Raw genomic sequence first — 24,768 nt, forward strand, 5'->3', positions numbered from 1 at the left:
AGTGAGTGAGCTTACAGCCACTCACGTGTATCATCTGCGACTGTTGTGCCTTCTGTCGCATGCATGATCATGGCATGTGCAATACTGCCTTTGAACGGAATTTCAGGCAGTTGATCAAACTTAAAGAATTGGGCATCACTGATTTCTTCTTCTTGTAAGCAAAGCTCACCCGATGCGTATTCTGCTTTAAATGCAATCATTAGGTTACTTGGAAATGGCCAAGGCTGACTCGCCAAGTATTGAACATTTTTAACTCGAATGCCGACTTCTTCCAGAGTTTCGCGGCGTACAGCTTCTTCTAAGGTTTCACCGACTTCAACGAAGCCTGCAATCAAACCATACATATTACTGCGGGTATTACGCGCATTTTTTGCCAACAGAATTTCATCTTCACCTCGTGTAATGACGGTGATGACACAGGGTTGTACCCGTGGATACTGATGATAACCGCAGGCAGGGCAGATCATGGCATATTCGCTAGCATGTACTTCTGTGGTGTGGCCGCAATGACTACAAAATTTATGATTGCGACGCCATTCTAGCAGCTGAATAGCTCGGCTGGCCTGTTCGAATTGTTTGGTGCTCCAGAGTGGAAGCAACTGGCGAATTGGGATGAGTTCTAAGCCTTCAGGAATCGGCTCATTGTCTAGCAGGTCTCGGGCAATCACTTGATCACCCGAGTGAAAACTTAAATCACTTGCTAGCTTTTCTACACGAGGCAATTGAAAATTATGGTCAACCAACAATTGTTGTTGGTGGAAAATATAAGCAAGTGAAAGTTCTGACATTAGGCAACAGTCTTTAGTTTTTGGCTACTGTTCAATGCTACATCAAACATACTGTGTAATACAGGCTGTTTGTTTTTTAAGTTATCAATCAGCATATCTGCACTTGCGAGAGCGTCAAGCACATGATTCACCTGAGCAGCAGTGAGCGCAGTTTCAGCCGTGATTTGTTGTTGCACAAAATCTGCTGAAATATTCAGGGCGGTTTGACCATTTTCAGCGCCTAAGAACAACATTGCGCCCGCAACTTCACGTAGTTGTGCAGGAGTATTCTCAAGAGCACTTAAATCTTGTTCTTGCTGATATTGCGCCAAAGCTTGACTACTTAAGTCAATAGACGTTTTAGCCTCTGACAATAACGCAGCATGGGCTTCATCTAAACGGTCTAGTGAAATATTCATGTTGTTCACACGAAGCTGTAGGCGGCTTGAAGTATGGTGACGTTCTAGCACTCCAATGGAGTTCATTGCCGACAAGATCACGTTCATCAACTGCTGCGCAAAACCTTCATCTTTCAGCATATCTGCTTGACTAAGTGATGCTGCTTGACGGTTTAAGTCATTATGCGCTTCATTTAAGTTCAATACTTTGAAGATGTTCGCCAAATCGACCAGTTTTGCTTGGAGCTCTTGGGTCTTCTCAGGCGTCATGTTTTGATAGTTGTACTCAATGTCATTGCGGATTTGCGACATTTCGGTGGTTACCAAATCACTAATGGTATGCATCGTGTCGAAATCTGGGCCATACAGATGACGACTGAAAACTTGCAGCTGCGTATCTGTGAGTAGGTCGTCGCCAATATTGAGTTTGCCACGGATGTGTTGGGATACTTCGTCTTCTTGGCTGATACATAAGCTGAGAATGTTGGCAAGATCGGTGAGGCTGGCTTTGAAACGTTCAGGCGCAGTAAAGAACTGTGCAATGTTACGTTCGATGCTAATCAAAGTACGTAAACGTGGTTCATTAATGAGCAATTGTTCAATTTGATTGAGTGCAACATAGACCAAGTTCCAATATTGTTTACTCGGCGTTTGTTCTGCTAGACCCGCTAAATAAGTGCCCACCAATTTCATTGCTTGTAAATCAAGTTCGCTTTCTTCTTGTTTCAGCATTTGGCTTAAAGACAGCTTGTACAGGCGGTGAACATATTGTGATTTTTCAAGACTTGGTGCTTGAGGGAGGCTAAAATCTGGGGTGATACAGTCCAGTAATGACTCGATGTGCTGACCTTCTTGCGTTAAAGGCTTTGCTAATGCGATTTCAAGACGGTTTAAGGTGTCGAGTAAAAACTGTGGAATTTTCACTTCTCTTAAGCAAATGAACTCAATATAGCGCTTCAGCATGGTCGTGCCTTCGCTGAGTGCAATCACATCTTGCGTATTAATCTGTTCAGGATTCACCATGATCTTGCGCATAAGCTCTGCGGAATATTCAGCAATTTTGGCTAAGCTCGACATATCAATCAATGCAAGCACTTGAGCACATTGCTCAAATTGGTTTAATGCATCGTCAATTCCAAAAGGTAAAGTCTGATCTTCTGCTAAGGTGCTCACAGCTGATTCAACCAGCTTAATGGAGTTATCCACTTCATTTTTTATTATCAGCAGCGCCGTTGGATCAAAATGAATAGAGGTTTGGTAAGACATTGATCTGCACCTATCCTAGTGTTTTATCGTGTTTATATGCGGCCCAAAGAAGGGATAGCAACTTGTTCATCACTATAGCCTAACTGAAAAATCTTGTAATACAAAAGTTAACAAAAACTTTAGAATTTATTTGGCAAAAAGGCAGGGTGTGCCGTGTTTTTCTTGGTATTGTTTGACCCAAGTCTCATGTGCTTCAAGTTCTTCGGCTGAAGGGTGAATTACCGCCAGTTCAATATCTAGTGTTTGATGCTGACTTTGCCCATTTTGTTGTTCACTATGTGACAGGGCATCCATATCAAAGGAAACCTGACCACCTGTCATAGCCAAGTAAACGTCGGCTAGAATTTCAGCATCCAGTAAGGCCCCGTGGAAGGTACGGTCACGCTGTGGAATTTCGTAACGGCGAACTAAGGCATCGAGTGAGTTTTTTTGCCCCGGATGCTTAGATTTTGCCATCGCGAGGGTATCTGTCACTACACAAACTTCAGAAAGCGCAACAAATCCTGCACGTTTGAACTCCATGTCTAAGAAGTTCATATCGAAGCTTGCATTATGCGCAATGATTTCCGCACCTTTGAGATAGGCAAATAAGGTGTCGGCAATCTCTTGATATAGCGGTTTATCTTTTAAAAAGTCATCAGAGATACCGTGGATATTTTCAGAGTCGCCCACAGGTTTTTTTGGATTGATGTAGATATGAATAGAGCTTCCGGTAAGCTTTCGATTGACCATTTCAATCGCGCCAACTTCAATAATGCGATCGCCATCTTGATAATAGAAACCGGTGGTCTCTGTATCGAGAATGAGCTGTCGAGGTCCAAAGACCTCAACCTTACGTGGAGTAATCACAATTTGCGGATGTTGTTTGAGTTGTGTTAAATCGACACTTGCCGCAACTTCAGGCGTTTGTTCAGTAGAAGCAACCGTTGTGCCAAGTTCTGGTTCAGCCATTAAACTTGGCTCTTGTTCTGCAACGTGTATTTCACTTTCGGCTAAATCTTCGCTGTTATCGGCTTCTTCGTCATCGAAACCCAAACCAAAAGGGTCGTTTAACAACCAGTCTGGTTCAACTTTTTTTTTATCTACAGACGGTTCTGTTATCGCTGTTTTAGACTGACGAAGTTGATCCTGTGTTTGATCGGCACCAAGGTTTGCCAATTGATCTGCCATTTCATTACCTTCATGACCTGCATGGCCTTTAACCCAGTGCCAATCGATATCGCGGCCTTGGCAGGCTGCATCGAGTTTTTTCCATAAATCTGGGTTTTTAACGTCTTTCCAATTTTTCTTTTTCCAACCCGTAATCCACTCGGTAATGCCACGTTTGACATAGGTTGAATCTGTCCAGACGACCAACTTCGCATCGGTTGGGCAAAAAAGAATGCCTTCAATGGCCGCGGTGAGTTCCATACGGTTATTGGTGGCGTTGTCTTCACCGCCACACAGTTTATGTTCTTCAGTTTCTGTAATAATGTACGCGCCCCATCCCCCAAGACCAGGGTTTCCACGACAAGCACCATCGACATACAGGGTAATTGTTTGTGACATACACAACTTCCGTAAACTGAAAATTAAAACTAAGCGGGCACCATTGTATAACGCAAATGCACTAGAGAAGTGTATAAGATGCAGCTTTTTTAATTTCTTGTAACATTTATACTGATTTCAAGTTAAATTAACGCCTTGTGTCTGCGGCGTGCTTTACTACAATGGCAGATCTAAAAAATAAATTTTATACGAGTTGTTTGGATTTTCTTATGTATAAGTCAGCTGCCATTTTTGGCCAACCGATGTTACCGACATTATTTAAAATTACAGTACTCGGTTCAGCACTTGCGACACTTGGACTGGCTGGTTGTTCCTCGACGCAAAGTGCAACGCAAACATCTAAATCCAAACAAGTCGGATCGAACTACCTAGATGCAAACAGCCTAGATTCTTTAGAAGATTTACTTTCTGCAACCGACATGCGTGCGGTGGAAGGGGATCGCCTGTTGGTGTTAAAGCACGGTGACGTTTGGAAGCGTATGACCGTGGGCTTTAAAATGAACAGCGATCATTGGAATCCGCGTATTGATGCACAGCGCGGGTGGTTCATTTCACGCCAACCGTATTTGGATCGTTTAAGTGCACGTGCTTCACGTTATTTGTATCACACTGTTAAAGAAGCGGAGCGTCGCGGTTTACCAACAGAGCTGGCTCTACTGCCTGTGATTGAAAGTTCGTATGACCCTGCTGCAACCAGTAGTGCTGCGGCTGCGGGCTTATGGCAGTTTATTCCAAGTACGGGCCGCATTTATGGCTTAAAACAAAGTAGCCAATACGACGGACGCCGTGATGTGGTGGAGTCAACGCGTGCTGCATATGAGTTCTTGGGCAGTTTATATAACCAGTTTGGTTCGTGGGAACTTGCACTAGCGGCTTATAACGCAGGTCCGGGCCGTATTCAACAAGCGATTAACCGTAATAAAGCCGCAGGTTTGCCGACAGATTATTGGTCGTTAAAACTGCCTGAAGAAACCATGAACTATGTGCCACGGTTCTTGGCGGTTGCACAGATCATTAAAAATCCAAATGCCTATAACATCAATTTACCACCGATTGCCAATCGTCCGCACTTTAGAGAAGTTACTGTGGGCGCAGTGAGTCTAAATGAAGTTGCGTCGATTACAGGTTTAAGTCGTGCCGAGCTGTATCAGTTAAATCCGGGACACCGTGGTGAATGGATTGATGGTGCAAGTCCAATGCGGATTTTAATTCCTGCGGATTTGAGTCCTTCAGTGGATGTACGTTTGAAAAAATTACAGGGTGGTTCAGGCGGCTTGTGGGCATCTGCAAATACCAAGCTGCCTGAAAATAACCAAACCATTCAACCAAGCAAAATTGAACCGCCGACCTTAAACACCAAATCGATCACACCATCGAAAACTACACCACCTGTTTTAGCGACGACTACCACAAAAACCACAGCAGCGAAGCCTGCCACTTCGTCTACATTAACGTCGTCAAGCAGTGCAGCTATCTCTACGCCTCGTGGTTCAACGCCTAAAGGGTCTAATGCACTGGCTGCATTTGCTGCCAATAGTGGTATTCCAAGTGCGCCGCGTATTCCCGTTGCAGTTACGCCTGTCACCCCAGTGAAACCAGTTTCCGTTGAACCACCAATTTCCGCAGCAGAGCGTGAACAGTTAACCGCGGCAATTCAAGCCGAAGGTCAAAGCAAAACTGTCGATGAAGTTCTGAAGCCGATTGCAACGCAGGCTGAACAAGATGAAGTGGTTGCTGAAATTCAAGCTTTGGCCCCTCAAGGGACTGAAATTGTAGATCCTTTGGATGGTAAAATTAAGCTCACCGCAATTCAAACCAGTCAGTCTGTGGCTGAGCTGCAAGGTAAAGAGTTAACCAAAGGTTTTGCTTATCCAAAATCCGTGGCTGACAATACCCGCTTAGATTCAGATGAAGTGAAGCGTAATCAAGGCAAAAACTTTGTTAAGACTGACTCTGAAATTGTGATTGTGCCGCCAAAAGGTAAACGTTCAACTTATACCGTACAACCGGGTGATACTTTGGCGCTGATTGCCGCCAAAAATGGGGTGAACTGGCGTGATGTCGCGAAGTGGAACCAAATGGATGCCAATGCCACACTTTATGTCGGTACATCGATTTATTTATATGATGCAAAACCACAAGCTGAAAAAGTCGAAGTGCGTTCTACCGTGAAAGCTGAGACTAAACCCGAGAGTTATACTGTTCGTGCCAATGATACCTTAACAGGCATTGCGGATGAGTTTGGTTTAAGCTTAAAACAGTTGGCCGACTATAACGGTTTAAGCGTGACGAGTGGTGTACGTGTGGGGCAAAAGCTTTCTTTAAAAGAAACGGCTCAATCCCGTGCTAAAGTCAATGATGAAAAGAACAGCAGCCTAACCAAAGTAGCAACTCAGTCGTATACGGTGAAACGTGGCGAATATCTGAAACTGATTGCAGACCGTTATGCGCTGTCAAATCAAGAATTGGCAGATTTAACACCAGGTTTAAATGCGGGCAGTAATCTGTTAGTTGGACAAAAAATTAATGTGCCACTTAATGATGTTAAAAGCTTAGCGACAAGTAGTGCTAAAACGCCTTCAGTTAAAGCTGAGCCACAGTTCAAAGTTGAAAGCTATAAAGTACAACGTGGTGATACATTGTATAGCATTGCATTACAGTCGAAGATGAGCCTGTCGGAGCTGGTTGATCTCAACAATCTTTCAAGCAATAGCGGCTTGCAAGTGGGTCAAAGTATTAAGATCCCTGCGGGTTCAACCGTGCCAGATACTTACACCGTTCAGTCCGGAGACTCATTAACTGCGATTGCTTCGAAATATAATTTGGGTATGGATTATATTGCTGACCTCAACAACATGAGTCGTACAGCGGGCTTACGTGCAGGTCAAAAACTCAAATTAACGGGTGAAGTGCCTACTGTTGAAACGCCGAAAACAGTCGAAAAACAAACTACTGCAAGTAATAACTCAACCGATATCCATGTGGTGAAATCGGGTGAAACCCTAAATAGCATTGCGCGTAAATATCACTTGCAACTGAACTATTTGGCTGAATTAAACAACCTAAGCCGTACGGCGAATGTTCGTGTTGGTCAGCGTTTAAAAATTGAAGGTGATGTTGATTCAGCTCCAATCAAAACAGAAACAGTGGCAGCAAAGCCACAAGCAACTTCTAGCCGTGCAACTGAAGCTTATAAAGTGAAGTCAGGTGAGTCGTTAAACTCAATTGCAAACCGTGCTGGGATGTCTGTGTCAGAGCTTGCTAGTTTAAATAATCTGAGTCCGCGTGCGGGCTTACAAGTTGGGCAGACCATTCAAATTCCAAAACTGATTTCACAGTACACAGTGAAACGTGGTGATACCTTAATTGGACTGGCAAGTCGTTATGGTATGGACACTTCGCAATTGGCTGAGCTCAATGACATTAAACCGAATACGCAGTTGCGCATTGGTGATGTAATTAAGGTGCCGAACTAATATTGAGTTGAAATGCAATTTCAGAGAAAGCCCCGATGAAGGTTAGAACAACATTTTTGCTGTTCAGCCTTGTAGCGATTCCATTAAAGGCATGGTCTGAACTGCAGACCATGCCTTTTATTGCACCTTATGCTACGCCGAAATATAGCCAATTGGATCATTTACCTTATGCCAATGTGCAGGCGCCAAAGGGTGGCGAATTAACACGTGCAGTCATCGGGAATTTTGATAACTTAAACAGTATGAATGGTCGTGGTACTGCGGTTGAGGGAACCAATTATTTATTTGACTCGCTCATGAGTAGTTCTTTGGATGAGCCTGCGGTGATGTATCCGTTGCTGGCAGAAAAGGTCAGCTATGACCCGAAAAACTTTAACACCATCATTTTTCATTTAAACCCAAAAGCACGGTTTAGTGATGGCAGTCCTGTTACCGCAGCCGATGTAAAGTTCAGTTTTGATATCTTTCAAAGCAAATCCAATTTTGGCTTACAGATGTATTTATCGGATTTAGCCAAGACCGAAGTATTGTCCAAATACAGCGTCAAAATGCATTTTAAAACCCGAAATAATGTGGAAATGCCTTTGATTGTAGCCAGAATGCCAATTTATTCCAAAAAAGACTGGCAAGGCAAAGACTTTAGTCAAACTTCGATCAAACCGATTTTAGGCTCAGGTCCTTATCTCTTAGAGAAAATCAATGCAGGGCAGCGCGTTGTTTATAAGCGTAATCCAAAGTATTGGGCCAGAGATTTAAAGGTCAACCAAGGGCGCTATAATTTTAACCGCGTGGGTTATGTGTACTATCGTAGCAAAGATATTGCTTTTACTGCGTTTAAGGCGGGTTTATATACCTTGCATGAGGAAGAGTCCGCACGACAATGGGTGACAGCCTATAACTTTCCCGCTGTAAAACAAGGTCTCGTTAAAAAATATCGCTTTAAGCATTTCAATCCAATTCCAACGCAAAGTTTTGTATTTAATACCCGTCGTCAGCCTTTTCAAGATATTTATTTTCGCCAAGCTTTGACTTATGCCTACGACTTTGGGTGGCAAAACAAAGCGATGTTCTATGGGCAATATCAACGCCTACAAAGTTATTTTTCTAATAGTGAATTAGAGGCGAAGGGTCTACCTTCGGCTGCTGAAATCAAAATATTGAAGCCTTATTTGGCGAAATTGCATCCCGTACAGCGAGATGGTGTTTTAAAGAACTGGCGTTATTCAGCTTCAGATGGATCGGGCTATAATCGAAATAATTTACTCATCGCACGACAGATTTTATTAAAAAATGGCTATACATATAATGCAAAAGGTCGACTGTTAGATCGGAAAAATAAGCCGATTCAGTTTGAGTTTCTGATTCAGCCGAGTGATGCTGTGCGTGAAATTACGCCTTTTGTTCGCCACCTAAAGCGCCTAGGAATACAGCTGAACATTCGACAGGTTGATACACCCCAGTATTATGAGCGGATGCGGACTCAAGATTTTGATATGACCCTACAAACGATGCCACAGTCTTTGACACCAGGCAAAGAACAGGTGCAACTGTGGGGCAGTGCTTCAGCCCATCAGGTGGGAAATTATAATTATTCGGGTATTCAAAATCCGGTGATTGATCAGATGATCCGACAGTTGATTCAAGCGCATGATCGTAAGCAAGTGGTCGTTCAAACGCGTATTTTAGATCGCTTGTTGCGTGCGGGTTATTATCAAATTCCAACCTATGGTAAAGCGGATCAATGGTATGCCTATTGGAATATGTACCAAAAACCGGCACGGAGTCCACAGTTGCATGTCGGTTTGGATTATTGGTGGAGTGATGCCAAACAGGCGAAACAGGTGAGTCAGTACTTAGGTCAGGCAGCCAAGCCATAAGCTGGTATAGGGGTTTTTGAGATGCGTATTTATATATTCAAAAGGCTGTTGCTGATCGTTCCGACCTTATTTCTGATTTTACTGATCAATTTTGCTGTGATTCAAATTGCGCCCGGTGGTCCTGTTGAGCAAGCCATTCAACAAGCGGAAGCTATGCAAACTTTGGGTAATTTGGGCGGTGCAGGTGGAGGCTCAAATGTCTATCAAGGCGCGCAAGGGCTCAGTGATGAAATGCTCGCAAAGATCAAAGCACATTATGGTTTTGATCAGCCCATGCATATACGCTTTTTTGAAATGGTGAAAAATTACGCGCAACTGGACTTCGGCACGAGCTTTTTTAAAGACCAGCCCGTTACAGCGCTGATTAAGGATAAATTACCTGTATCCGTGTCCTTGGGGCTATGGAGTGCTTTGCTAATTTATCTGATTTCGATTCCTTTGGGCATCAAAAAAGCCCGATTGCACGGCACAGTATTTGATCAGTCTACATCGCTCCTGTTGGCAGTGGCCTATGCAGTTCCTGCGTTTATTTTTGCAATTCTCTTGATTGTCTTTTTTGCAGGCGGTTCTTATTTCCAATGGTTCCCCTTACAAGGTTTGGTTTCGGAAAATTTTGCGGATTTGTCGTTATGGGGCAAAATTAAAGATTATTTTTGGCACATGGCTTTACCGCTTTTGGTGATGGTGATTGGTGGCTTTGCCACAGTGACTTATCTCACCAAGTATTCGTTTATGGAAGAACTCAGCAAGCCTTATGTGCTGACGGCACGTTCTAAAGGTCTGACTGAGTCGCAAGTGTTATATGGTCATGTGTTTCGCAATGCGATATTAATTGTGGTTGCTGGTTTACCTGAAGCTTTAATCGCTTACTTCTTTGTAGGCAATTTATTTATTGAGATCATATTTAATCTGGATGGTCTAGGCTTATTGGGCTTTGAGGCGATTGTGCAGCGTGACTATCCTGTGATTTTTGGCACATTGTTCATTTTTACTTTGTTGGGCTTGCTGCTGCGTCTAATTGGCGATGTGTTGTATCAGTGGATTGATCCGCGAATACATTTTGATTCGCAAGGGAGAGGCTGATGTCACCCATTTTACAGGCAGGTTTCAAACGATTTAAGCAAAATAAGCTCGGTCTTAGTTGTAGTATTTTATTTATCTGTGTTTTTGTACTGTCTTTAGCCTCAGAGCTAATCGCGAATGATAAACCACTATTGGTTAAGTATGATCAGACCTTATATTTCCCTGTATTGAAACACTATCCTGAAACGACTTTTGGCGGTGTTTTCGAAACTGAAACTGAATATAAAGATCCAGTGGTACAGCAGCTGATTCAAGCAAAAGGTTGGGTTGTTTGGCCGTTGATTCGATATTCATATCAAACCCCCAATGTTGATTTGACAGTCCCTGTACCGTCACCACCCACAATGCAAAATTGGCTCGGGACAGATGACCAAGGTCGTGATGTCTTGGCACGCGTGTTGTATGGTTTACGTGTCTCATTGCTGTTCGGTTTTATTTTGACTTTCAGTTCAGCTGTACTGGGCATTGTGATTGGAGCAGTACAAGGTTATTACGGTGGTTGGGTCGATTTAATCGGACAGCGCATTTTAGAAGTGTGGGGTGGGTTACCCATGCTGTTCATGGTGATGATTTTAGTCAGTATGTTTAGCCCAAATATTTACTGGCTGTTTTTAATCATGCTGTTATTCAGTTGGACAATTTTAGTTCCACTGGTACGTGCTGAGTTTTTAAGGGCCCGTCAGCTAGACTATGTCCGTGCCGCGCGAAGTTTAGGTGTCACCAACCGAGCTATTATCTTTCGGCATATTTTACCCAATGCAATCAGCTCTAGCCTGTCACAACTGCCTTTTATTTTAACGGCCAATATTACAGCGCTAACAGCACTGGATTTCTTGGGTTATGGCTTACCGCCTGATGCGGCATCATTGGGCGAGCTTTTGTTACAAGGCAAGAATAATTTAAATGCACCATGGTTAGCACTGTCTGGCTTTTTCAGCTTGGCCCTTGTGCTTGCGTTGCTGATGTATATCGGGGAGGCTTTGCGCGATGCATTTGACCCTAGACGCCAATAGTACAGCCCCTATACTTAAAGTGAATGCACTGAGTATTCAAAGTGCAGAACGCCTATTGGTCGATCAGCTCAGTTTTGAACTGTATGCTGGGCAGACTTTGGCGCTGGTTGGAGAGAGCGGTTCAGGAAAATCGATTAGTGCTTTAGCCTTGATGGGGTTATTACCGAAAGCATTGCAAGTGCAGGGCTCAGTGCTATTAGACGGAAAAGAGCTACTCGAGTTAAACGATGCGCAATTCAGGTCGATTCGTGGGCAAAAAATCGCAATAGTTTTTCAAGAGCCGATGACTGCCTTGAATTCTTTACATCGAGTAGAAAAAATCATTGCCGAGGCTTTATGGTTACAGGGTTGGTCTAAAAAGCAAGCGCGACAACGCGTGATTGCCTTGTTAGAAGATGTGGGTATTCCAAATCCTGAAAGTGTGTTACAGCGTTTTCCTTATGAGCTGTCTGGCGGCCAACGCCAGCGGGTCATGATTGCCATGGCACTGGTGCAAGAGCCTGATATTTTGATTGCTGATGAGCCCACCACGGCACTAGATGTCATGCTGCAAGTTCAAATTTTAGAGTTGCTGAAGTCTTTACAACAGCGCCATAACATGGCCATGATTTTGATCAGCCACGACCTCAATTTGGTGAAACATTATGCTGATGATGTCGTAGTCATCCATCAAGGCAAGGTCGTAGAGCAAGGGGCGGTTGCGCAGATTTTTGAGCAGTCGCAGTCTGCTTATACTCAAAACTTACTCAATCATTCTTTTGGTCAAGCTATTAACGTACAAGATACTGCTCCTTTGCTCCGCTTAAAACAACTCGAGGTTAAATTTCCGATTAAAAAGGGCTGGTTTAATCGAACGACCCAGTATCTTGCTGCGGTTGAAGCTTTGGATTTGAGCTTGGCTCAAGGGCATTCGTTGGGAATTGTTGGGGAAAGTGGTGCAGGCAAAAGTTCTTTGGCACTGGCTGTAGCAAGGTTGATTGAAAGTCGAGGGCAGATCCGGTTTGGAGAACATGATTTAAACCAACTCTCGCAAAAGGCATTACTTCCGCTACGTCGTGATTTTCAAACCGTATTTCAAGACCCGTTCGCAAGTTTGAACCCACGCATGAGTGTTGAACAAATCATTGCAGAAGGTTTGACTTTAAAGCCTTTGTCTTTGTTTGAGCGAACACAGCGTATTGAGAATGTCTTAACTCAGGTGGAGTTGCCAGTCGCATTTAAAAACTATTATCCACATGAGCTATCTGGTGGGCAGAGGCAGCGTGTGGCTTTGGCGAGAGCCTTGGTGCTTCAACCTAAACTGTTGATTTTAGATGAACCAACTTCGGCCTTAGACCGAAGTACGCAGCGTTCAATTGTGGCGTTATTACGACGTCTACAACACGAGCAGGGCATGAGTTATTTGTTTATTAGTCATGACTTACAAGTGGTGCGGGCACTCTGCCAACAGATTTTGGTCTTGCGACATGCCAAAGTAGTGGAATTACAAGCCACTGAACAACTTTTTGAACAACCGCAGTCTGACTATACGCGTCAATTGATTCAAGCCAGTCAGTATCAGTAAAATCATTTTCTAAATAAAAGATCAGAAATTTTGACAAAATGAATTGTCAAATTCTCTTGACTGTCGCCAAAAAATACATAGAGTAAAAACACTAAAAAATATTAAAGGATGAATTTTCATGAGCCAGCTTGCAAGCGCAATCGACATTAGGCAGGTCCATTTTAAAAATAAGATGATTAAAGGGGCGATGAGTGAAGCACTCGCCAATCATGCAGGCCAGCCGAATCATTTGCACTTAGGTTTGTATGAGGCTTGGGCAAAAGGAGGCCTAGGCTGTGCCATTACAGGTAATGTGATGGTGGACTTCCGAGCTAAAAATGAACCAGGCGTGGTGGTGATTGAAACCGAACGTGACTTAGAACCACTAAAACAATGGGCTGTGATTGGTAAAAAACATGGCATGGTGCAATTGGTGCAGTTGTCACATCCGGGCCGTCAATGTCCTAAGGGTTTAAATAAGGAAACGGTTGCACCTTCAGCAGTACCGTTTAGCCCTGCTTTAGCAATGAGCTTCGGAACGCCGCGAGCGCTTCGTGAAGATGAAATCCTTGATATTATCCAACGTTTTGCAACTTCAGCTGCCATTTGTGAGAAAGCGGGCTTTGAAGGCGTGCAATTACATGGTGCACATGGCTATCTCATCAGTCAGTTTTTATCGCCACTCACCAATAAACGCCAAGATCAATGGGGTGGCTCTGCTGAAAACCGCATGCGTTTTTTATTAGAAATTTATAAAGCAGTACGTGCAGCGACTTCAGAGCAGTTTATTATTTCGGTCAAACTTAATTCAGCAGATTTTCAGCGTGGTGGAATCTCGGAAGAAGATGTCATTGCGACATTTAAAGCCATTGATGCTGCTGGGATTGATTTGATTGAGATTTCAGGCGGCAGTTATGAAGCACCTGCGATGGCAGGGGTGAAGCAAGAAAAACGTAAGGCATCGACCATTGCACGTGAGGCTTACTTTTTAGAGTTTGCTGAAAAAATTCGTGAACAAGTCCAGTGTAAGTTGATGGTGACAGGCGGTTTTCGTACTGCTGTGGGGATGAACGCAGCCTTAGAAAGTGGTGCATGTGATTTTATTGGGATGGCACGCCCGTTTGCGGTAGAACCTGACGTGACCAACCGTTTAATTGCAGGTCAAGATGTGCGTTATGCAGTCGATAAGATCAAAACAGGCATTTCAATGATCGATAAAATGGCGATTATGGAAGTGATCTGGTATGCCGCGCAATTTAAGGATATCGCAGAAGGTAAACGACCAAATCCGAAACTGTCACCGCTCAAAGTGTTTTTTCATTATTTAAAAGGCAATCTAAAGGCGGTGATTAAAGGGCAAGTCAACTCTAGAAAGTCAGCTTAAGCATAGCATTACTGCGTGATAGACCAATACTGTTCAAAATCAGAAGCGGACCATTGCCCACGTGCCATTGCAGCATTGAAGGCAGGTCTGCTTTGTATTTGGGTGAAATAGTGTTGAATAGAGTTATACTGAGCAAACTGCGGAGTGGCATAACTGGCCGCATAGAGTGGAAACCACATCAAGATATCGGCATAACTAAACACATCGCCTGCAAAGTATGCATGCGTGCTTAAGTGAATATCAATTTCTTTAAGTTGTCGATGTAGCTCAGGGTTTAAATAAGTGTACTAGCTCAAACCTGATCTGACAGTTACCCATTTTTTATTGTGCCTGTCAGGTTAAATTTGAGCTAAATTCTTCTCAGCCCAAATCCGTTTTCCATCAAGTAAAGTTTCAAGTGGTGTACGACCACAGCACATTTTTCCTTGATGAGTCCGTTCAGTATTATAGAATTTCAGCCAATCGTCTAGATCAACTTGTAATTCTTCCAATGAGCTATAAAGCTTCTTCCTAAACGTAATTTGATAGAACTCCTGCAAAATCGTCTTATGGAAACGCTCACAGATACCATTTGTTTGCGGCGAAGCTGCTTTTGTCTTCGTGTGATCAATATCATTAACTGCCAGATACAACTCATAGTCATGTTGTTCTACCTTACCGCAATACTCAGTACCTCTGTCTGTGAGGATGCGAAGCATTGGTAAGTCCTGAGATTGATAGAATGGCAACACACGATCATTGAGTAAATCAGCCGCTGTAATCGGTGTTTTTGTTGTATAGAGCTTGCAATGAACGACCTTGCTATAAGTGTCGATGAATGTTTGTTGATAGATTCGTCCAACACCTTTGAGATTCCCGACATAAAAGGTGTCTTGCGCGCCTAAATAGCCTGGATGAGCTGTTTCGATTTCACCACAAGCAACGTCATCCTCATGCTTACGTTCAAGTGCCGCAATCTGCTGATCATTTAATTCAATACCATCCTGTGCCACTTTAGCCTCAAGTGCTTTTAAACGTTTCTTAAAGTTTTCTAAATCATGACGAAGCCATATAGAGCGAACCCCACTCCCTGAAACGAATACACCCTTCTTGCGTAATTCATTACTAGTACGGTGCTGACCATATGCGGGATATTGAATTGCGAAATCAATAACAGCCTGTTCAGTAGCATCATCTACACGGTTTTTTAAATTTGGTACTCGACGGGACTTATTAATCAGTGCGTCAATATCACCAGACTTCACTAATTCCTGATAGCGATAAAATGTATCTCTTGAAACACCCATCACTTTGCATGCTCTGGATACATTCTGAAGCTCTTCAGCTAAATTAAGCAGACCTACTTTGTGTTTAATGATTTGATTGTTAGTATGCAACATAAGAAAGTTACCTTTGTTTGATTAAGATTTCGACACCTTTATCAAAACGGGTAACTTTCTCTTTTTCAAGAAGAATGTACGATCAAGTCTGAACTAATACATTTAAGTGCTGTTTTAGTTTTGGCAAGTCCTCAACTGCTATGGGCGAATACATCCTATCAAACAGGTGATATTATTTTTCACGTCTCGAAGTCTCAACAAAGTTTAGGGATACAAAAAGCGACCAAGTCCCGTTATAGCCATATGGGTTTAATTGTTAATAAAGATGGAAAAGCATGGGTTTTAGAGGCAGTTCAGCCTGTGAAATATACGGCACTTCAGCAGTGGATTGATCGCGGGGTTGAGCGGCATTATGTGGTGAAGCGCTTTAAAACGAATTTGACTGTTCAGCAAAAGCAGCAACTGATCAAGAACGCAGAACAATACTTAGGCCAGCCTTATGATCTTTATTTTGAGTGGGACAATCGTGCTTTATATTGCTCAGAAATAGTCTGGAAGGCCTATCATGATGCTTTAGGCATTGAGTTGGCGCCGTTATCCAAACTGAAGCAATTTGATTTAAGCTCGCCTGAAGTCAAGCAACTCATGCAACAGCGATATGGGCAAAGCATTCCCTTGAATGAAACTGTGATTGCGCCACAGGCTATTTTTGCCTCGACTGCTTTAGTTGAAGTTGATCGTAAATAGACAGGCAATAAAAAGCCCAAGTCATAATGCTTGGGCTTTTTTATGAGATCACTCTAGAAAAATCAATCTCGAATATGGCGTCCCTACGGGGATTCGAACCCCGGTTACCGCCGTGAAAGGGCGATGTCCTAGGCCTCTAGACGATAGGGACAGTACAGAAGTGATGTTTTAAAACCGACTACTTTTGATCTTAAGTAATGGCGTCCCTACGGGGATTCGAACCCCGGTTACCGCCGTGAAAGGGCGATGTCCTAGGCCTCTAGACGATAGGGACTTAATAAAACTTTACTTCTGAAATTGGCGTCCCTACGGGGATTCGAACCCCGGTTACCGCCGTGAAAGGGCGATGTCCTAGGCCTCTAGACGATAGGGACGTTTCAGAGGTGGGCGTATATTAGGGCGAAAATAGAGGGGTGTCAAACGCTTTTCTCTAAATAATTCCAGTTTTAAGTGTTGAGTGCATAAATTTAAAACAATCTAGATAAAATGATTAAAAATCATATGATTTGAGCTGGTTTTTTAAGCAAACTTAGCAAATTGTTGATGAACTCGGGGTGGCGTAAATAGCCTTCGATCAGATGAGGATGAGCAAGATCGGTGGTGATTTGCTTGTTGATAATCGCGGGAGTAAAAGCAAATGGTTTTTGGTTCAGTGGAAAAGCACTCAGAAAATCAGCATCTGAATAAAAATTGATCCAATCACCATATAAAGCAGTAGGCCGTTGAATGGGTTGCTGTAAATGACATTGAATAACGCGAAAGGCAGTGGTGAACCGAGGGTAATCAGTGTTTGAATCTTAAGTTCAGGGTGTTGAATTAAATAATTATAGGCAATCACGCTGCCTAGAGAATGGGCAATCACAACATTAGGTTTCGTACCGTGTAAGTGCTCATGCAGACGTGTATGCACGGTGTGGATGAAGTGTGGATTGGATAAATATAGGTACGCTTCCATCAAAAAACGATGAATAAAGCTACTATGCAGCTCTGGGAAGTGGTTGATTAAACTGGCTAAGTCACGTAAGGCCAGATCTTTGCCGAGGAGGCTGATGTATTTAATTTTATTATTGAATGAGAGTTCATCTGAAATAGTGAGCTGGGGGTTTTTAGAAATTTCAGCTTGATGTTCGATATTGGGTGCAGCGGTGTGCGTCAGGTGAATAGGATGTAAAAAAGAAAAAGGAGACCAATGTTGTGGCATGAGGGTGCTGGCATTGAGGGTGTTTTCTAAATGCTGACGTGTTAGAAGATCTCCATAAAAGGCCAGCCGACTGTGCCGCTGAAGATAGGGAAGGTCATCTGCACGGCCAAGTTCACTCAGTACCTGTTGTAAGATCACAAGCCAATGTTGAAGCAGGGTACGTGCAGTCTTGTGCTGCTGATTCATCCCATGAATCCATACAATATTTATCGTGCATGCACCGATGACGTACTCGATAAAAACAGTATAAAAAAAGAGCGACCGAAGTCGCTCTTTTTAACAATACGGATTAAGTTTTCTTGTGATAAAAGGTGTAATAACTTGCATAACATACTGTAATAAACAATAAACAACCAAAGAAGCTAATACGCATACTTGGATCAAACACCATACTGACGCAGGTGATAAAGCAGAAGATAAAGCCAAGGATTGGCACAATAGGAAACAGGGGTGCTGCAAAACCTAATTCTTCTTTTTTACGTCCTTGTTTATACCATTGGCGACGGAAGTTAAATTGGCTTAAGCAAATACTCATCCAAACGACGACCATGGTAAACGCTGCAATACCTAAAAGGTTTGTAAAAATGGCTTCAGGTGCAAACTGCTCAGACAGTAAACCCGGCATACCCCCAATCATGGTCACGATAACTGCCACATAAGGGACACCACGTGCATTGATTTTTGAGAATACTGCTGGTAATTGCTTTTGGTAAGATAGCGACCACATCATACGCGAAGCGGCAAATAGTCCTGAGTTTGCAGCAGATAGCAACGCAGTGATAATCACAAAACGAATGATATCTTCAGCATAAGGAATGCCAATGTGCTGGAATACGGTCACAAATGGACTGCTACTCACGCCTTCAGCCGCTAAACCTGCTTCTTGATGCGGGAGGAGTGAAGTCACGACCAAGATGGTACCCACAAAGAAAATCAATAAGCGGAAAATCGCAGTATTGATGGCTTTGGGTACATTCTTAGCAGGATCTTTGGTTTCACCCGCAGCAACACCAATCAGCTCTGTACCAGAAAATGCAAAGTTCACGATCAACATGGTGGTAAAGATAGGGAACAAGCCTTCTGGGAACCAACCCTGAGCCGTTAAGTTGCTAAATAAAGGTGCAGCTTCATAGCCTCTGTAGCCAATCACGCCAAAAATAGCGAGTAGACCCAATAAAATAAAAATAACAACCGTGATAACTTTGACTAAAGCCAACCAAAACTCAGATTCAGCGAACCATTTGGTCGAGATCATATTTAAACTAAATACAAAAGCACCAAAAACAAGGGTCCACATCCACATTGAGCTATCTGGAAACCACTCCTGCATGAGAAGTGCAGCAGCTGTAAACTCGGTGCCTAGCGTGACGGACCACGTCAGCCAGTACAGCCATGTGATGGTATAACCTGTACCTGGCCCGATATAGCGTTTGGCATAAGCACCAAATGAGCCAGACTCAGGCATATGAACAGCAAGTTCCCCTAAACACAGCATGACCATATATGCAATGATCCCGCCGAGGAAATAAGAAATAATGGCACCTACAGGCCCCGTTTGTGCAATGACTTCACCCGATCCTAAAAATAGGCCAGTCCCGATTGCGCCGCCAAGCGAAATCATAACCAGATGTCGAGTACTCATAGCGCGTTTTAAAGGCGCAGAATTGCCCTGATGCGAAGCATCATTCGGAGATGAGTGCATAAGCGTTAATAAGTTCAGGAATGAAGCGGGCTATTGTAGTGAAAAACTGCAAATCTGCAATGAAATAATAGTAATTATGAATAAGTGTTGATCGGATAAGATCAAGATATGGCGTCCCTACGGGGATTCGAACCCCGGTTACCGCCGTGAAAGGGCGATGTCCTAGGCCTCTAGACGATAGGGACGTTGCGAGGTGATGCGTATATTAAGGATTAAAGGCCTATTTGTCAAAAGGGTTTTTGCTCTGTGGTGGTTGAAAGTTCAAACATTAGGCAAAACAAGTAATTAAATTGAATTAATTTTTTATTGTTGCAAAAGCGAGCTCAAAAAATAAGCTTGAGCTCACTTTGCTGAAGATGCTTAGTTTTTATTGTGATAGAGCCAATAGTAACTGGCATAGCAAGCGGCCATAAAGAGCAAGCAGCCAATAAAACCTGAAAGCATTTCAGGGTCTGCCGCCACACTTAAACCTGTCGCAGTACAGCAGATAAAGCCTAGGATCGGAACCAACGGATACCACGGGGTACGGAATTTCAATTCCGATAAAGCATGACCTTGCTTTAACCATTGGCGACGGAAGTTAAACTGACTCCAGCAAATACTCATCCAGACAATCACCATGGTGAATGCTGCAATACCCATTAAGTTCTTAAAAATGACATCTGCACCAAATTGCTCAGAGAGCAAGCCCGGCAAGCCACCAATCATGGTGACCCAAATGGCAATATAAGGCACCCCAGATTTACTCACTTTGGCAAAAAGCTTGGGGAGTTGGTTTTGTGAGGACAGGGCCCACATCATACGAGATGCAGCATATAAGCCTGAGTTCGCGGTTGATAATAATGCCGTGATAATCACAAAACGGATAAAGTCTTCAGCATAGGGAATGCCCATTTGGGTGAATACAGTTACAAACGGGCTGCTGCTTAAGCCGCCATGTCCGCCCACTTGCAAACCTGTGTTGGTGTAGCTGAGCAGGGAACTAATGACAATGATAGTACCAACAAAGAAAATAATCAGGCGCCAAACCGCGGCATGAATGGCTTTGGGTACATTTTTTCTGGGTTTTCAGTTTCACCTGCGGCAATGCCAATCATTTCTGTGCCATTAAAAGCGAAATTCACAATTAATAAGGTGGTAAACAACGGAATAAGGCCATTTGGTAGCCAGCCTTGTGAGGTTAAGTTGTTGAATAAGGGCGCAGACTCATACCCCTGAAAAGGGATAACACCGAAAATACAGGCAAAGCCTAATAGAATGAAAATAAGTACAGTTGCGACTTTGATCATGGACAGCCAAAACTCAGACTCTGCAAAAGCTCGGGTTGAGCTAAGGTTTGAAATCAGTACGCCACTGGCAAAGATTAGCGTCCATAACCAGATCGACGTTTGTGGGAACCATTCCTGTACCAAAATGGCTGCTGCGGTAAATTCGGTGCCAAGTGTTGCTGACCAGCCGAGCCAATACATCCACGAAACCATATAGCCTGTGCCAGGGCCAATATAACGTGTTGCAAAGGCACCAAATGAACCAGAAACAGGTAAATGTACTGCAAGCTCTCCAAGGCAAAGCATGACCATATATGCGATCAACCCGCCAATAATATAAGCCAGCACAGCACCGAGAGGGCCTGCCTGAGAGATCACTTCGCCTGAGCCTATGAATAGGCCTGTGCCAATGGCACCACCAAGCGATAGCATGATCAGGTGGCGCGAGCTCATGGCACGTTTTAATGAGGTATTTTGCGGTGAATCAATTGAAGACTGCGAAGGCGGCGTTGCAGATTGCATAGAAAATCAAACAATGGGCTTAAAGTTATATTCTAGTTTTTAATAAGATGAAAAATCACGTGAATTGAAATTTTCTAATGAACTTTGGCTATCAATTTAAAAAACAAATGCTTAAAGACTATTTTTTAGTGGTCGGGTGTTGGATAAGAAGAGCTGTTTTCAGCACTTGAATGTAGTTCTTGTGCAACAGGGTCTTGTTTGGTGTTATTGGTCCCTTGTTGGACAAACCATAGATAAAAAATAGAAGGCGATAGAATCAATAAAAAGATTAAAGATTTCTTAAGCATAGCAATCAACCTTGAAAAACACGAAGCATCGTATAGCGAGTGCATGGTTAAAATTGAAATGAAATATCGGTGGTCAATCAGAACCGATTAAATGAAAAGTAGTGTTTTCTAGAAATAGAATAAGATGGCGTCCCTACGGGGATTCGAACCCCGGTTACCGCCGTGAAAGGGCGATGTCCTAGGCCTCTAGACGATAGGGACGTTGCGAGGATGGCGGTATCTTATTGATCCGCCACCAGAGTGTCAAGTAGGTGTGGCGCGAGTTTGTTCAAAATATAACAGAACAGTTCGGCGGTCTTTTGAGTGTCGTATAAAGCCGAGTGGGCCTCTCTACCATCGAACTCAATCCCTGCTTGAATACATGACTTCGCAAGAACAGTTTGACCAAACATCACAGCACTTAAGGTGACGGTGTCAAATACTGAAAAACTGTGAAATGGGTTTTGATTTTTAGTCCCTGTACGTGCAATCGCTGCCTGTAAAAAGCCTAAATCAAAGTGGGCGTTATGACCGACCAAGACCGCATGTGTACAGTTCTGTTGGCGACGGACTTCATTGACGGCTTTAAAAATACGTTTTAATGCTGTTTTTTCGTCTTCAGCCATAGCCATGCGCATGGGATTAAAGGGATCAATACCAATAAAGTCCAATGAGCGACGGTCTAGATTTGCACCTTCAAAGGGGTTGATATGCGCATGATGTGCAGGACCCGGTACAAATTGACCTTCTTCATTATAAATAATCGGAATTGCGGCAATTTCCAATAAGGCATCGGTCTGTGCATTAAAACCTGCTGTTTCGACATCGACAACAACAGGTAGAAAACCACGGAAACGCTGACCAATTATTGGCAATGTTTCATTTGTCACACTTTTCTCCATTGAATGGTTTTACCCGCATACAGCGGAATAATTTGTTCACCATCCAAATAGTCTAAACTCTCAGGGATGACTTGGTCTTCTTTTACGAGTGTAATTGTTGAAGTATTGCGCGGTAGACCGTAGAAATCTGCACCAAAGTGGCTGGCAAAACCTTCAAGGCGTTCAAGTTTACCCACTTGATCGAATGCTTGAGCATAAAGTTCAATTGCCGTTGGTGCGCTGTAGCAACCTGCGCATCCACATGCATTTTCTTTGGCATTTTTAGAGTGTGGTGCACTGTCTGTACCTAAGAAAAACTTAGGGTTGGCACTGGTTGCAACTTCGAGCAAAGTTTGCTGATGGGTTTGACGTTTTAAAATCGGTAAGCAATAAAAGTGTGGTTTAATGCCACCAACCAACATATCATTACGGTTAAACAGTAAATGCTGTGGGGTAATGGTTGCAGCCACATTGCGGTCTTGTTCTAAAACAAAGTTGGCCGCTTCACTGGTCGTAATGTGTTCTAAAACCAATTTCAGTTTTGGAAATTGTTTCAGCAACGGAGAAAGAACTTCGTCTAAGAAGCGCTTTTCACGGTCAAAAATATCGACATGATTATGTGTGACTTCACCATGCAACAGCAATGGAACCTGATGCTCTTCAAGTTGCTCAATGACAGCATAGACTTTACGAATGCCGCTTACACCATTGTCTGAGTTGGTGGTCGCACCAGCAGGGTAGAGTTTAATCGCGTTTACAAACTCAGAATTTTTAATTTTTTTGACTTCTTCAGGCGAAGTTGTGTCAGTAAAATACAACACCATGCGTGGGTCGAAGGCATTGCCTTCTGGAACATGCGCCATGATGCGTTCACGGTACGCATTCGCTTCCTCAACCGTTTTAACGGGAGGTACGGTATTTGGCATACAAATAGCGCGTGAAAACTGTTGGGCTAAATCGGGAACAGTACGTTGTAATGCAAGACCATCACGAAGGTGAGCGTGCCAATCATCTGGTTGGAGAATCGTAATCGTATTCAAGGCGATTTCTGTCAAAGAAATAAAACAGATGATAATGCATATACGGCAAAAATGGTAATGACAAATAAAGGCATCTTGTCTGATTATTATGATTTATCTTTGTAATTTTGTGTTATTTTTAAGCAACTACAAGAATTAAATCTGGTCTGGTATGGAATATAAATACAACCTCGCCAAACTTCAGTACGATAAAGAAAAAATGGAAGAGCTGATTACACGACACAACCGTCGTATTGGTCAGGTTTTTCCTCAGAAATTAGAACAAGAGTTTTGGCGATTAAACTTGGAGCGCGCGCGTCGCAATATTAATGACTTTTTATGGTCAGGTGTTTTGGCTTATTTTATTTTTGCCATTTTAACGATTCCGGGGGATTACTGGATTATTGAGCAGTCTCATTTTAAACAAGATTTTATTCATTGTTTACTGGGGCTGCTAAATGGTGCTGTTTGTCTTTTGTTCCTTTATATTTTTTCACATTTTACCAAGCTGAAGCCTTTTTTTGCTTATGCAGCCATGTTTGCTGTGTTTTGGGCTGTGGTCTCGACGACTTGGTTGACCATGTCGGTGCATACCGAAGCTTTGCGTCATCAAGCAATGATGATCATTTGCATGATTTATGTCTTGGGGTATTTGCTGACTGGGGTAAAGCCGGGATATGTTTTTATGACTGGTATAGCAGCCGCTGGGGTTTCATTTTTAGTCCTGATTTCGACTCTGGTCAAGTTTGATGCGATCGTGATGGGGCGTGTGATGTTGGGTAGCTGTTTGCTGGGGTTTATCATCAGTCGTATGATCTACGCTCGCGAGCGCATCATTTTTTTAAATATTCGTCGCGCTAAAATTAGTGAAAAAATACATCGAATTCATACCTCAGAATTGCTGCATTTAAGTCAAAATGATGAGCTGACGAAGATATCAAATCGGCGTAATTTTGACGAAATGATGGATACCTATTATGAGCAATCACGTCAGGATGAAACACCTTTATCCATTTTGTTTATCGATGTTGATTTTTTCAAAAAATATAACGACTTTTATGGTCACCAAAAGGGCGATGATGTGATTTCATCGATTGCAAAATCTATTAAAAATGCGATTCGACATATGGATTTTGTGGCGCGTTATGGTGGCGAAGAATTCGTAGTTTTATTGCCAGAAACCGATGCACATGGCGCTTATGCGGTTGCTTCAAATATTTATAGAGCGATTGAGCGGTTGGAAATTCCGCATGAAATGTCTGAAGTGTCTCCATTTGTCACCATTAGTTTAGGGATTACAGTCTTTAAAGGCGAGGTTGATTTGAGCAAAGTCGAGTTGCTGGGGATCGCAGATCAGGCTTTATACCGTGCCAAGCAATTGGGGCGTAATCAGATTTATTATCAGCCTTTAACCACATCGACTTGTACGGAATAAATCACTGAAATAAAAAAACCGCTCTTATGAGCGGTTTTTTTGACATTCAACAA

The 24,768-nt window shown here is 43.0% G+C and carries 17 protein-coding genes, 5 tRNA genes and 2 pseudogenes; 8 read left to right on the forward strand and 16 right to left on the reverse strand.

Annotation, left to right across the window (positions count from 1 at the left end):
• Positions 1 to 11: 11 nt before the first annotated feature.
• From nudC to dnaQ, 3 genes are all read right to left on the reverse strand, one after another.
• Positions 12 to 788, reverse strand: a complete 777-nt coding sequence (gene nudC / locus HUK62_RS06800) for an NAD(+) diphosphatase (protein ID WP_176537438.1) — start codon at positions 786 to 788, stop codon at positions 12 to 14.
• The gene (locus HUK62_RS06805; RefSeq protein ID WP_176537439.1) at positions 788 to 2,431 is read right to left on the reverse strand and encodes a chemotaxis protein; all 1,644 of its coding nucleotides are present in this window, start codon (positions 2,429 to 2,431) and stop codon (positions 788 to 790) included. The genes nudC and HUK62_RS06805 overlap by 1 nt, the downstream gene beginning before the upstream one ends.
• 126 nt (positions 2,432 to 2,557) lie before the next feature.
• Complete coding sequence (dnaQ, locus tag HUK62_RS06810) at positions 2,558 to 3,979, reverse strand: DNA polymerase III subunit epsilon (protein WP_176537440.1); 1,422 nt, start codon at positions 3,977 to 3,979, stop codon at positions 2,558 to 2,560.
• A gap of 209 nt (positions 3,980 to 4,188) precedes the next feature.
• Here dnaQ and HUK62_RS06815 point away from each other — a divergent pair, with 209 nt between their 5' ends.
• From HUK62_RS06815 to HUK62_RS06840, 6 genes are all read left to right on the forward strand, one after another.
• Positions 4,189 to 7,455, forward strand: coding sequence for a LysM peptidoglycan-binding domain-containing protein (locus tag HUK62_RS06815; protein ID WP_176537441.1), 3,267 nt, complete (start codon positions 4,189 to 4,191; stop codon positions 7,453 to 7,455).
• A gap of 35 nt (positions 7,456 to 7,490) precedes the next feature.
• Positions 7,491 to 9,332, forward strand: a complete 1,842-nt coding sequence (locus tag HUK62_RS06820) for an extracellular solute-binding protein (protein WP_176537442.1) — start codon at positions 7,491 to 7,493, stop codon at positions 9,330 to 9,332.
• A gap of 21 nt (positions 9,333 to 9,353) precedes the next feature.
• Positions 9,354 to 10,415 carry a microcin C ABC transporter permease YejB gene (gene yejB / locus HUK62_RS06825; protein ID WP_176537443.1) on the forward strand — a complete coding sequence of 354 codons (1,062 nt, stop codon included), beginning with the start codon at positions 9,354 to 9,356 and terminating at the stop codon, positions 10,413 to 10,415.
• On the forward strand, positions 10,415 to 11,428 hold the full coding sequence (locus HUK62_RS06830) for an ABC transporter permease (protein ID WP_176537444.1): 1,014 nt from the start codon (positions 10,415 to 10,417) through the stop codon (positions 11,426 to 11,428). The genes yejB and HUK62_RS06830 overlap by 1 nt, the downstream gene beginning before the upstream one ends.
• The gene (locus tag HUK62_RS06835; protein WP_176537445.1) at positions 11,403 to 12,992 is read left to right on the forward strand and encodes a dipeptide ABC transporter ATP-binding protein; all 1,590 of its coding nucleotides are present in this window, start codon (positions 11,403 to 11,405) and stop codon (positions 12,990 to 12,992) included. The genes HUK62_RS06830 and HUK62_RS06835 overlap by 26 nt, the downstream gene beginning before the upstream one ends.
• A gap of 118 nt (positions 12,993 to 13,110) precedes the next feature.
• Positions 13,111 to 14,355: an NADH:flavin oxidoreductase/NADH oxidase family protein gene (locus HUK62_RS06840; protein WP_176537446.1), complete on the forward strand. Its 1,245-nt coding sequence runs from the start codon at positions 13,111 to 13,113 to the stop codon at positions 14,353 to 14,355.
• A gap of 8 nt (positions 14,356 to 14,363) precedes the next feature.
• Here HUK62_RS06840 and HUK62_RS06845 read toward each other — a convergent pair whose 3' ends face one another.
• Both HUK62_RS06845 and HUK62_RS06850 read right to left on the reverse strand, forming a co-directional pair.
• Entirely contained in the window at positions 14,364 to 14,600 is a 237-nt protein-coding gene (locus HUK62_RS06845; protein ID WP_228723762.1) for a glutathione binding-like protein, read from the reverse strand.
• A gap of 93 nt (positions 14,601 to 14,693) precedes the next feature.
• On the reverse strand, positions 14,694 to 15,734 hold the full coding sequence (locus HUK62_RS06850; RefSeq protein WP_004642076.1) for an IS481 family transposase: 1,041 nt from the start codon (positions 15,732 to 15,734) through the stop codon (positions 14,694 to 14,696).
• A gap of 81 nt (positions 15,735 to 15,815) precedes the next feature.
• On the opposite strand from HUK62_RS06850, the gene HUK62_RS06855 reads away from it, so the two are divergent.
• Positions 15,816 to 16,421, forward strand: a complete 606-nt coding sequence (locus HUK62_RS06855; protein WP_176538454.1) for a YiiX family permuted papain-like enzyme — start codon at positions 15,816 to 15,818, stop codon at positions 16,419 to 16,421.
• A gap of 75 nt (positions 16,422 to 16,496) precedes the next feature.
• Here the strand turns inward: HUK62_RS06855 and HUK62_RS06860 are convergent.
• From HUK62_RS06860 to pyrC, 11 genes and pseudogenes are all read right to left on the reverse strand, one after another.
• Positions 16,497 to 16,572: transfer RNA gene (locus tag HUK62_RS06860), tRNA-Glu, on the reverse strand.
• 47 nt (positions 16,573 to 16,619) lie between these two features.
• Positions 16,620 to 16,695: transfer RNA gene (locus HUK62_RS06865), tRNA-Glu, on the reverse strand.
• Between the two features lie 24 nt (positions 16,696 to 16,719).
• Positions 16,720 to 16,795 (reverse strand) — tRNA-Glu (locus tag HUK62_RS06870).
• Between the two features lie 123 nt (positions 16,796 to 16,918).
• Positions 16,919 to 17,832, reverse strand: a pseudogene (locus HUK62_RS06875) (alpha/beta hydrolase).
• A 79-nt stretch (positions 17,833 to 17,911) separates the two neighbouring features.
• Positions 17,912 to 19,324 (reverse strand): amino acid permease, encoded by a 1,413-nt coding sequence (locus HUK62_RS06880; RefSeq protein ID WP_176537447.1) that lies wholly within the window; start codon positions 19,322 to 19,324, stop codon positions 17,912 to 17,914.
• Positions 19,325 to 19,433: 109 nt separating this feature from the next.
• Positions 19,434 to 19,509 (reverse strand) — tRNA-Glu (locus HUK62_RS06885).
• 175 nt (positions 19,510 to 19,684) lie between these two features.
• Positions 19,685 to 21,114, reverse strand: a pseudogene (locus HUK62_RS06890) (amino acid permease).
• 125 nt (positions 21,115 to 21,239) lie between these two features.
• Positions 21,240 to 21,401 (reverse strand): hypothetical protein, encoded by a 162-nt coding sequence (locus HUK62_RS06895; RefSeq protein WP_176537448.1) that lies wholly within the window; start codon positions 21,399 to 21,401, stop codon positions 21,240 to 21,242.
• 125 nt (positions 21,402 to 21,526) lie between these two features.
• Positions 21,527 to 21,602 (reverse strand) — tRNA-Glu (locus tag HUK62_RS06900).
• A 20-nt stretch (positions 21,603 to 21,622) separates the two neighbouring features.
• A complete protein-coding gene (gene rnt, locus HUK62_RS06905; RefSeq protein ID WP_176537449.1) occupies positions 21,623 to 22,282 on the reverse strand; it encodes a ribonuclease T in 660 nt (219 codons plus the stop codon).
• A complete protein-coding gene (gene pyrC / locus HUK62_RS06910; protein WP_176537450.1) occupies positions 22,267 to 23,301 on the reverse strand; it encodes a dihydroorotase in 1,035 nt (344 codons plus the stop codon). Before pyrC ends, rnt begins: the two co-directional genes overlap by 16 nt.
• A gap of 151 nt (positions 23,302 to 23,452) precedes the next feature.
• Here pyrC and HUK62_RS06915 point away from each other — a divergent pair, with 151 nt between their 5' ends.
• Positions 23,453 to 24,715 carry a GGDEF domain-containing protein gene (locus HUK62_RS06915; RefSeq protein ID WP_176537451.1) on the forward strand — a complete coding sequence of 421 codons (1,263 nt, stop codon included), beginning with the start codon at positions 23,453 to 23,455 and terminating at the stop codon, positions 24,713 to 24,715.
• Positions 24,716 to 24,768: the final 53 nt, after the last annotated feature.

Origin of the sequence: Acinetobacter sp. NEB 394, from assembly GCF_013374795.1 — a bacterium.
GTDB lineage: Bacteria > Pseudomonadota > Gammaproteobacteria > Pseudomonadales > Moraxellaceae > Acinetobacter > Acinetobacter johnsonii.

Bases quoted from the DNA above. Each gene is read 5' to 3' on its own strand.
- HUK62_RS06815 (WP_176537441.1), top strand. From the start codon at position 4,189: ATGTATAAGTCAGCTGCCATTTTTGGCCAACCGATGTTACCGACATTA.
- HUK62_RS06840 (WP_176537446.1), top strand. From the start codon at position 13,111: ATGAGCCAGCTTGCAAGCGCAATCGACATTAGGCAGGTCCATTTTAAA.
- HUK62_RS06850 (WP_004642076.1), bottom strand. From the start codon at position 15,734: ATGTTGCATACTAACAATCAAATCATTAAACACAAAGTAGGTCTGCTT.
- nudC (WP_176537438.1), bottom strand. From the start codon at position 788: ATGTCAGAACTTTCACTTGCTTATATTTTCCACCAACAACAATTGTTG.
- HUK62_RS06820 (WP_176537442.1), top strand. From the start codon at position 7,491: ATGAAGGTTAGAACAACATTTTTGCTGTTCAGCCTTGTAGCGATTCCA.
- dnaQ (WP_176537440.1), bottom strand. From the start codon at position 3,979: ATGTCACAAACAATTACCCTGTATGTCGATGGTGCTTGTCGTGGAAAC.
- yejB (WP_176537443.1), top strand. From the start codon at position 9,354: ATGCGTATTTATATATTCAAAAGGCTGTTGCTGATCGTTCCGACCTTA.
- HUK62_RS06880 (WP_176537447.1), bottom strand. From the start codon at position 19,324: ATGCACTCATCTCCGAATGATGCTTCGCATCAGGGCAATTCTGCGCCT.
- HUK62_RS06805 (WP_176537439.1), bottom strand. From the start codon at position 2,431: ATGTCTTACCAAACCTCTATTCATTTTGATCCAACGGCGCTGCTGATA.
- HUK62_RS06830 (WP_176537444.1), top strand. From the start codon at position 10,415: ATGTCACCCATTTTACAGGCAGGTTTCAAACGATTTAAGCAAAATAAG.
- HUK62_RS06835 (WP_176537445.1), top strand. From the start codon at position 11,403: ATGCATTTGACCCTAGACGCCAATAGTACAGCCCCTATACTTAAAGTG.
- HUK62_RS06895 (WP_176537448.1), bottom strand. From the start codon at position 21,401: ATGCTTAAGAAATCTTTAATCTTTTTATTGATTCTATCGCCTTCTATT.
- HUK62_RS06915 (WP_176537451.1), top strand. From the start codon at position 23,453: ATGGAATATAAATACAACCTCGCCAAACTTCAGTACGATAAAGAAAAA.
- rnt (WP_176537449.1), bottom strand. From the start codon at position 22,282: ATGGAGAAAAGTGTGACAAATGAAACATTGCCAATAATTGGTCAGCGT.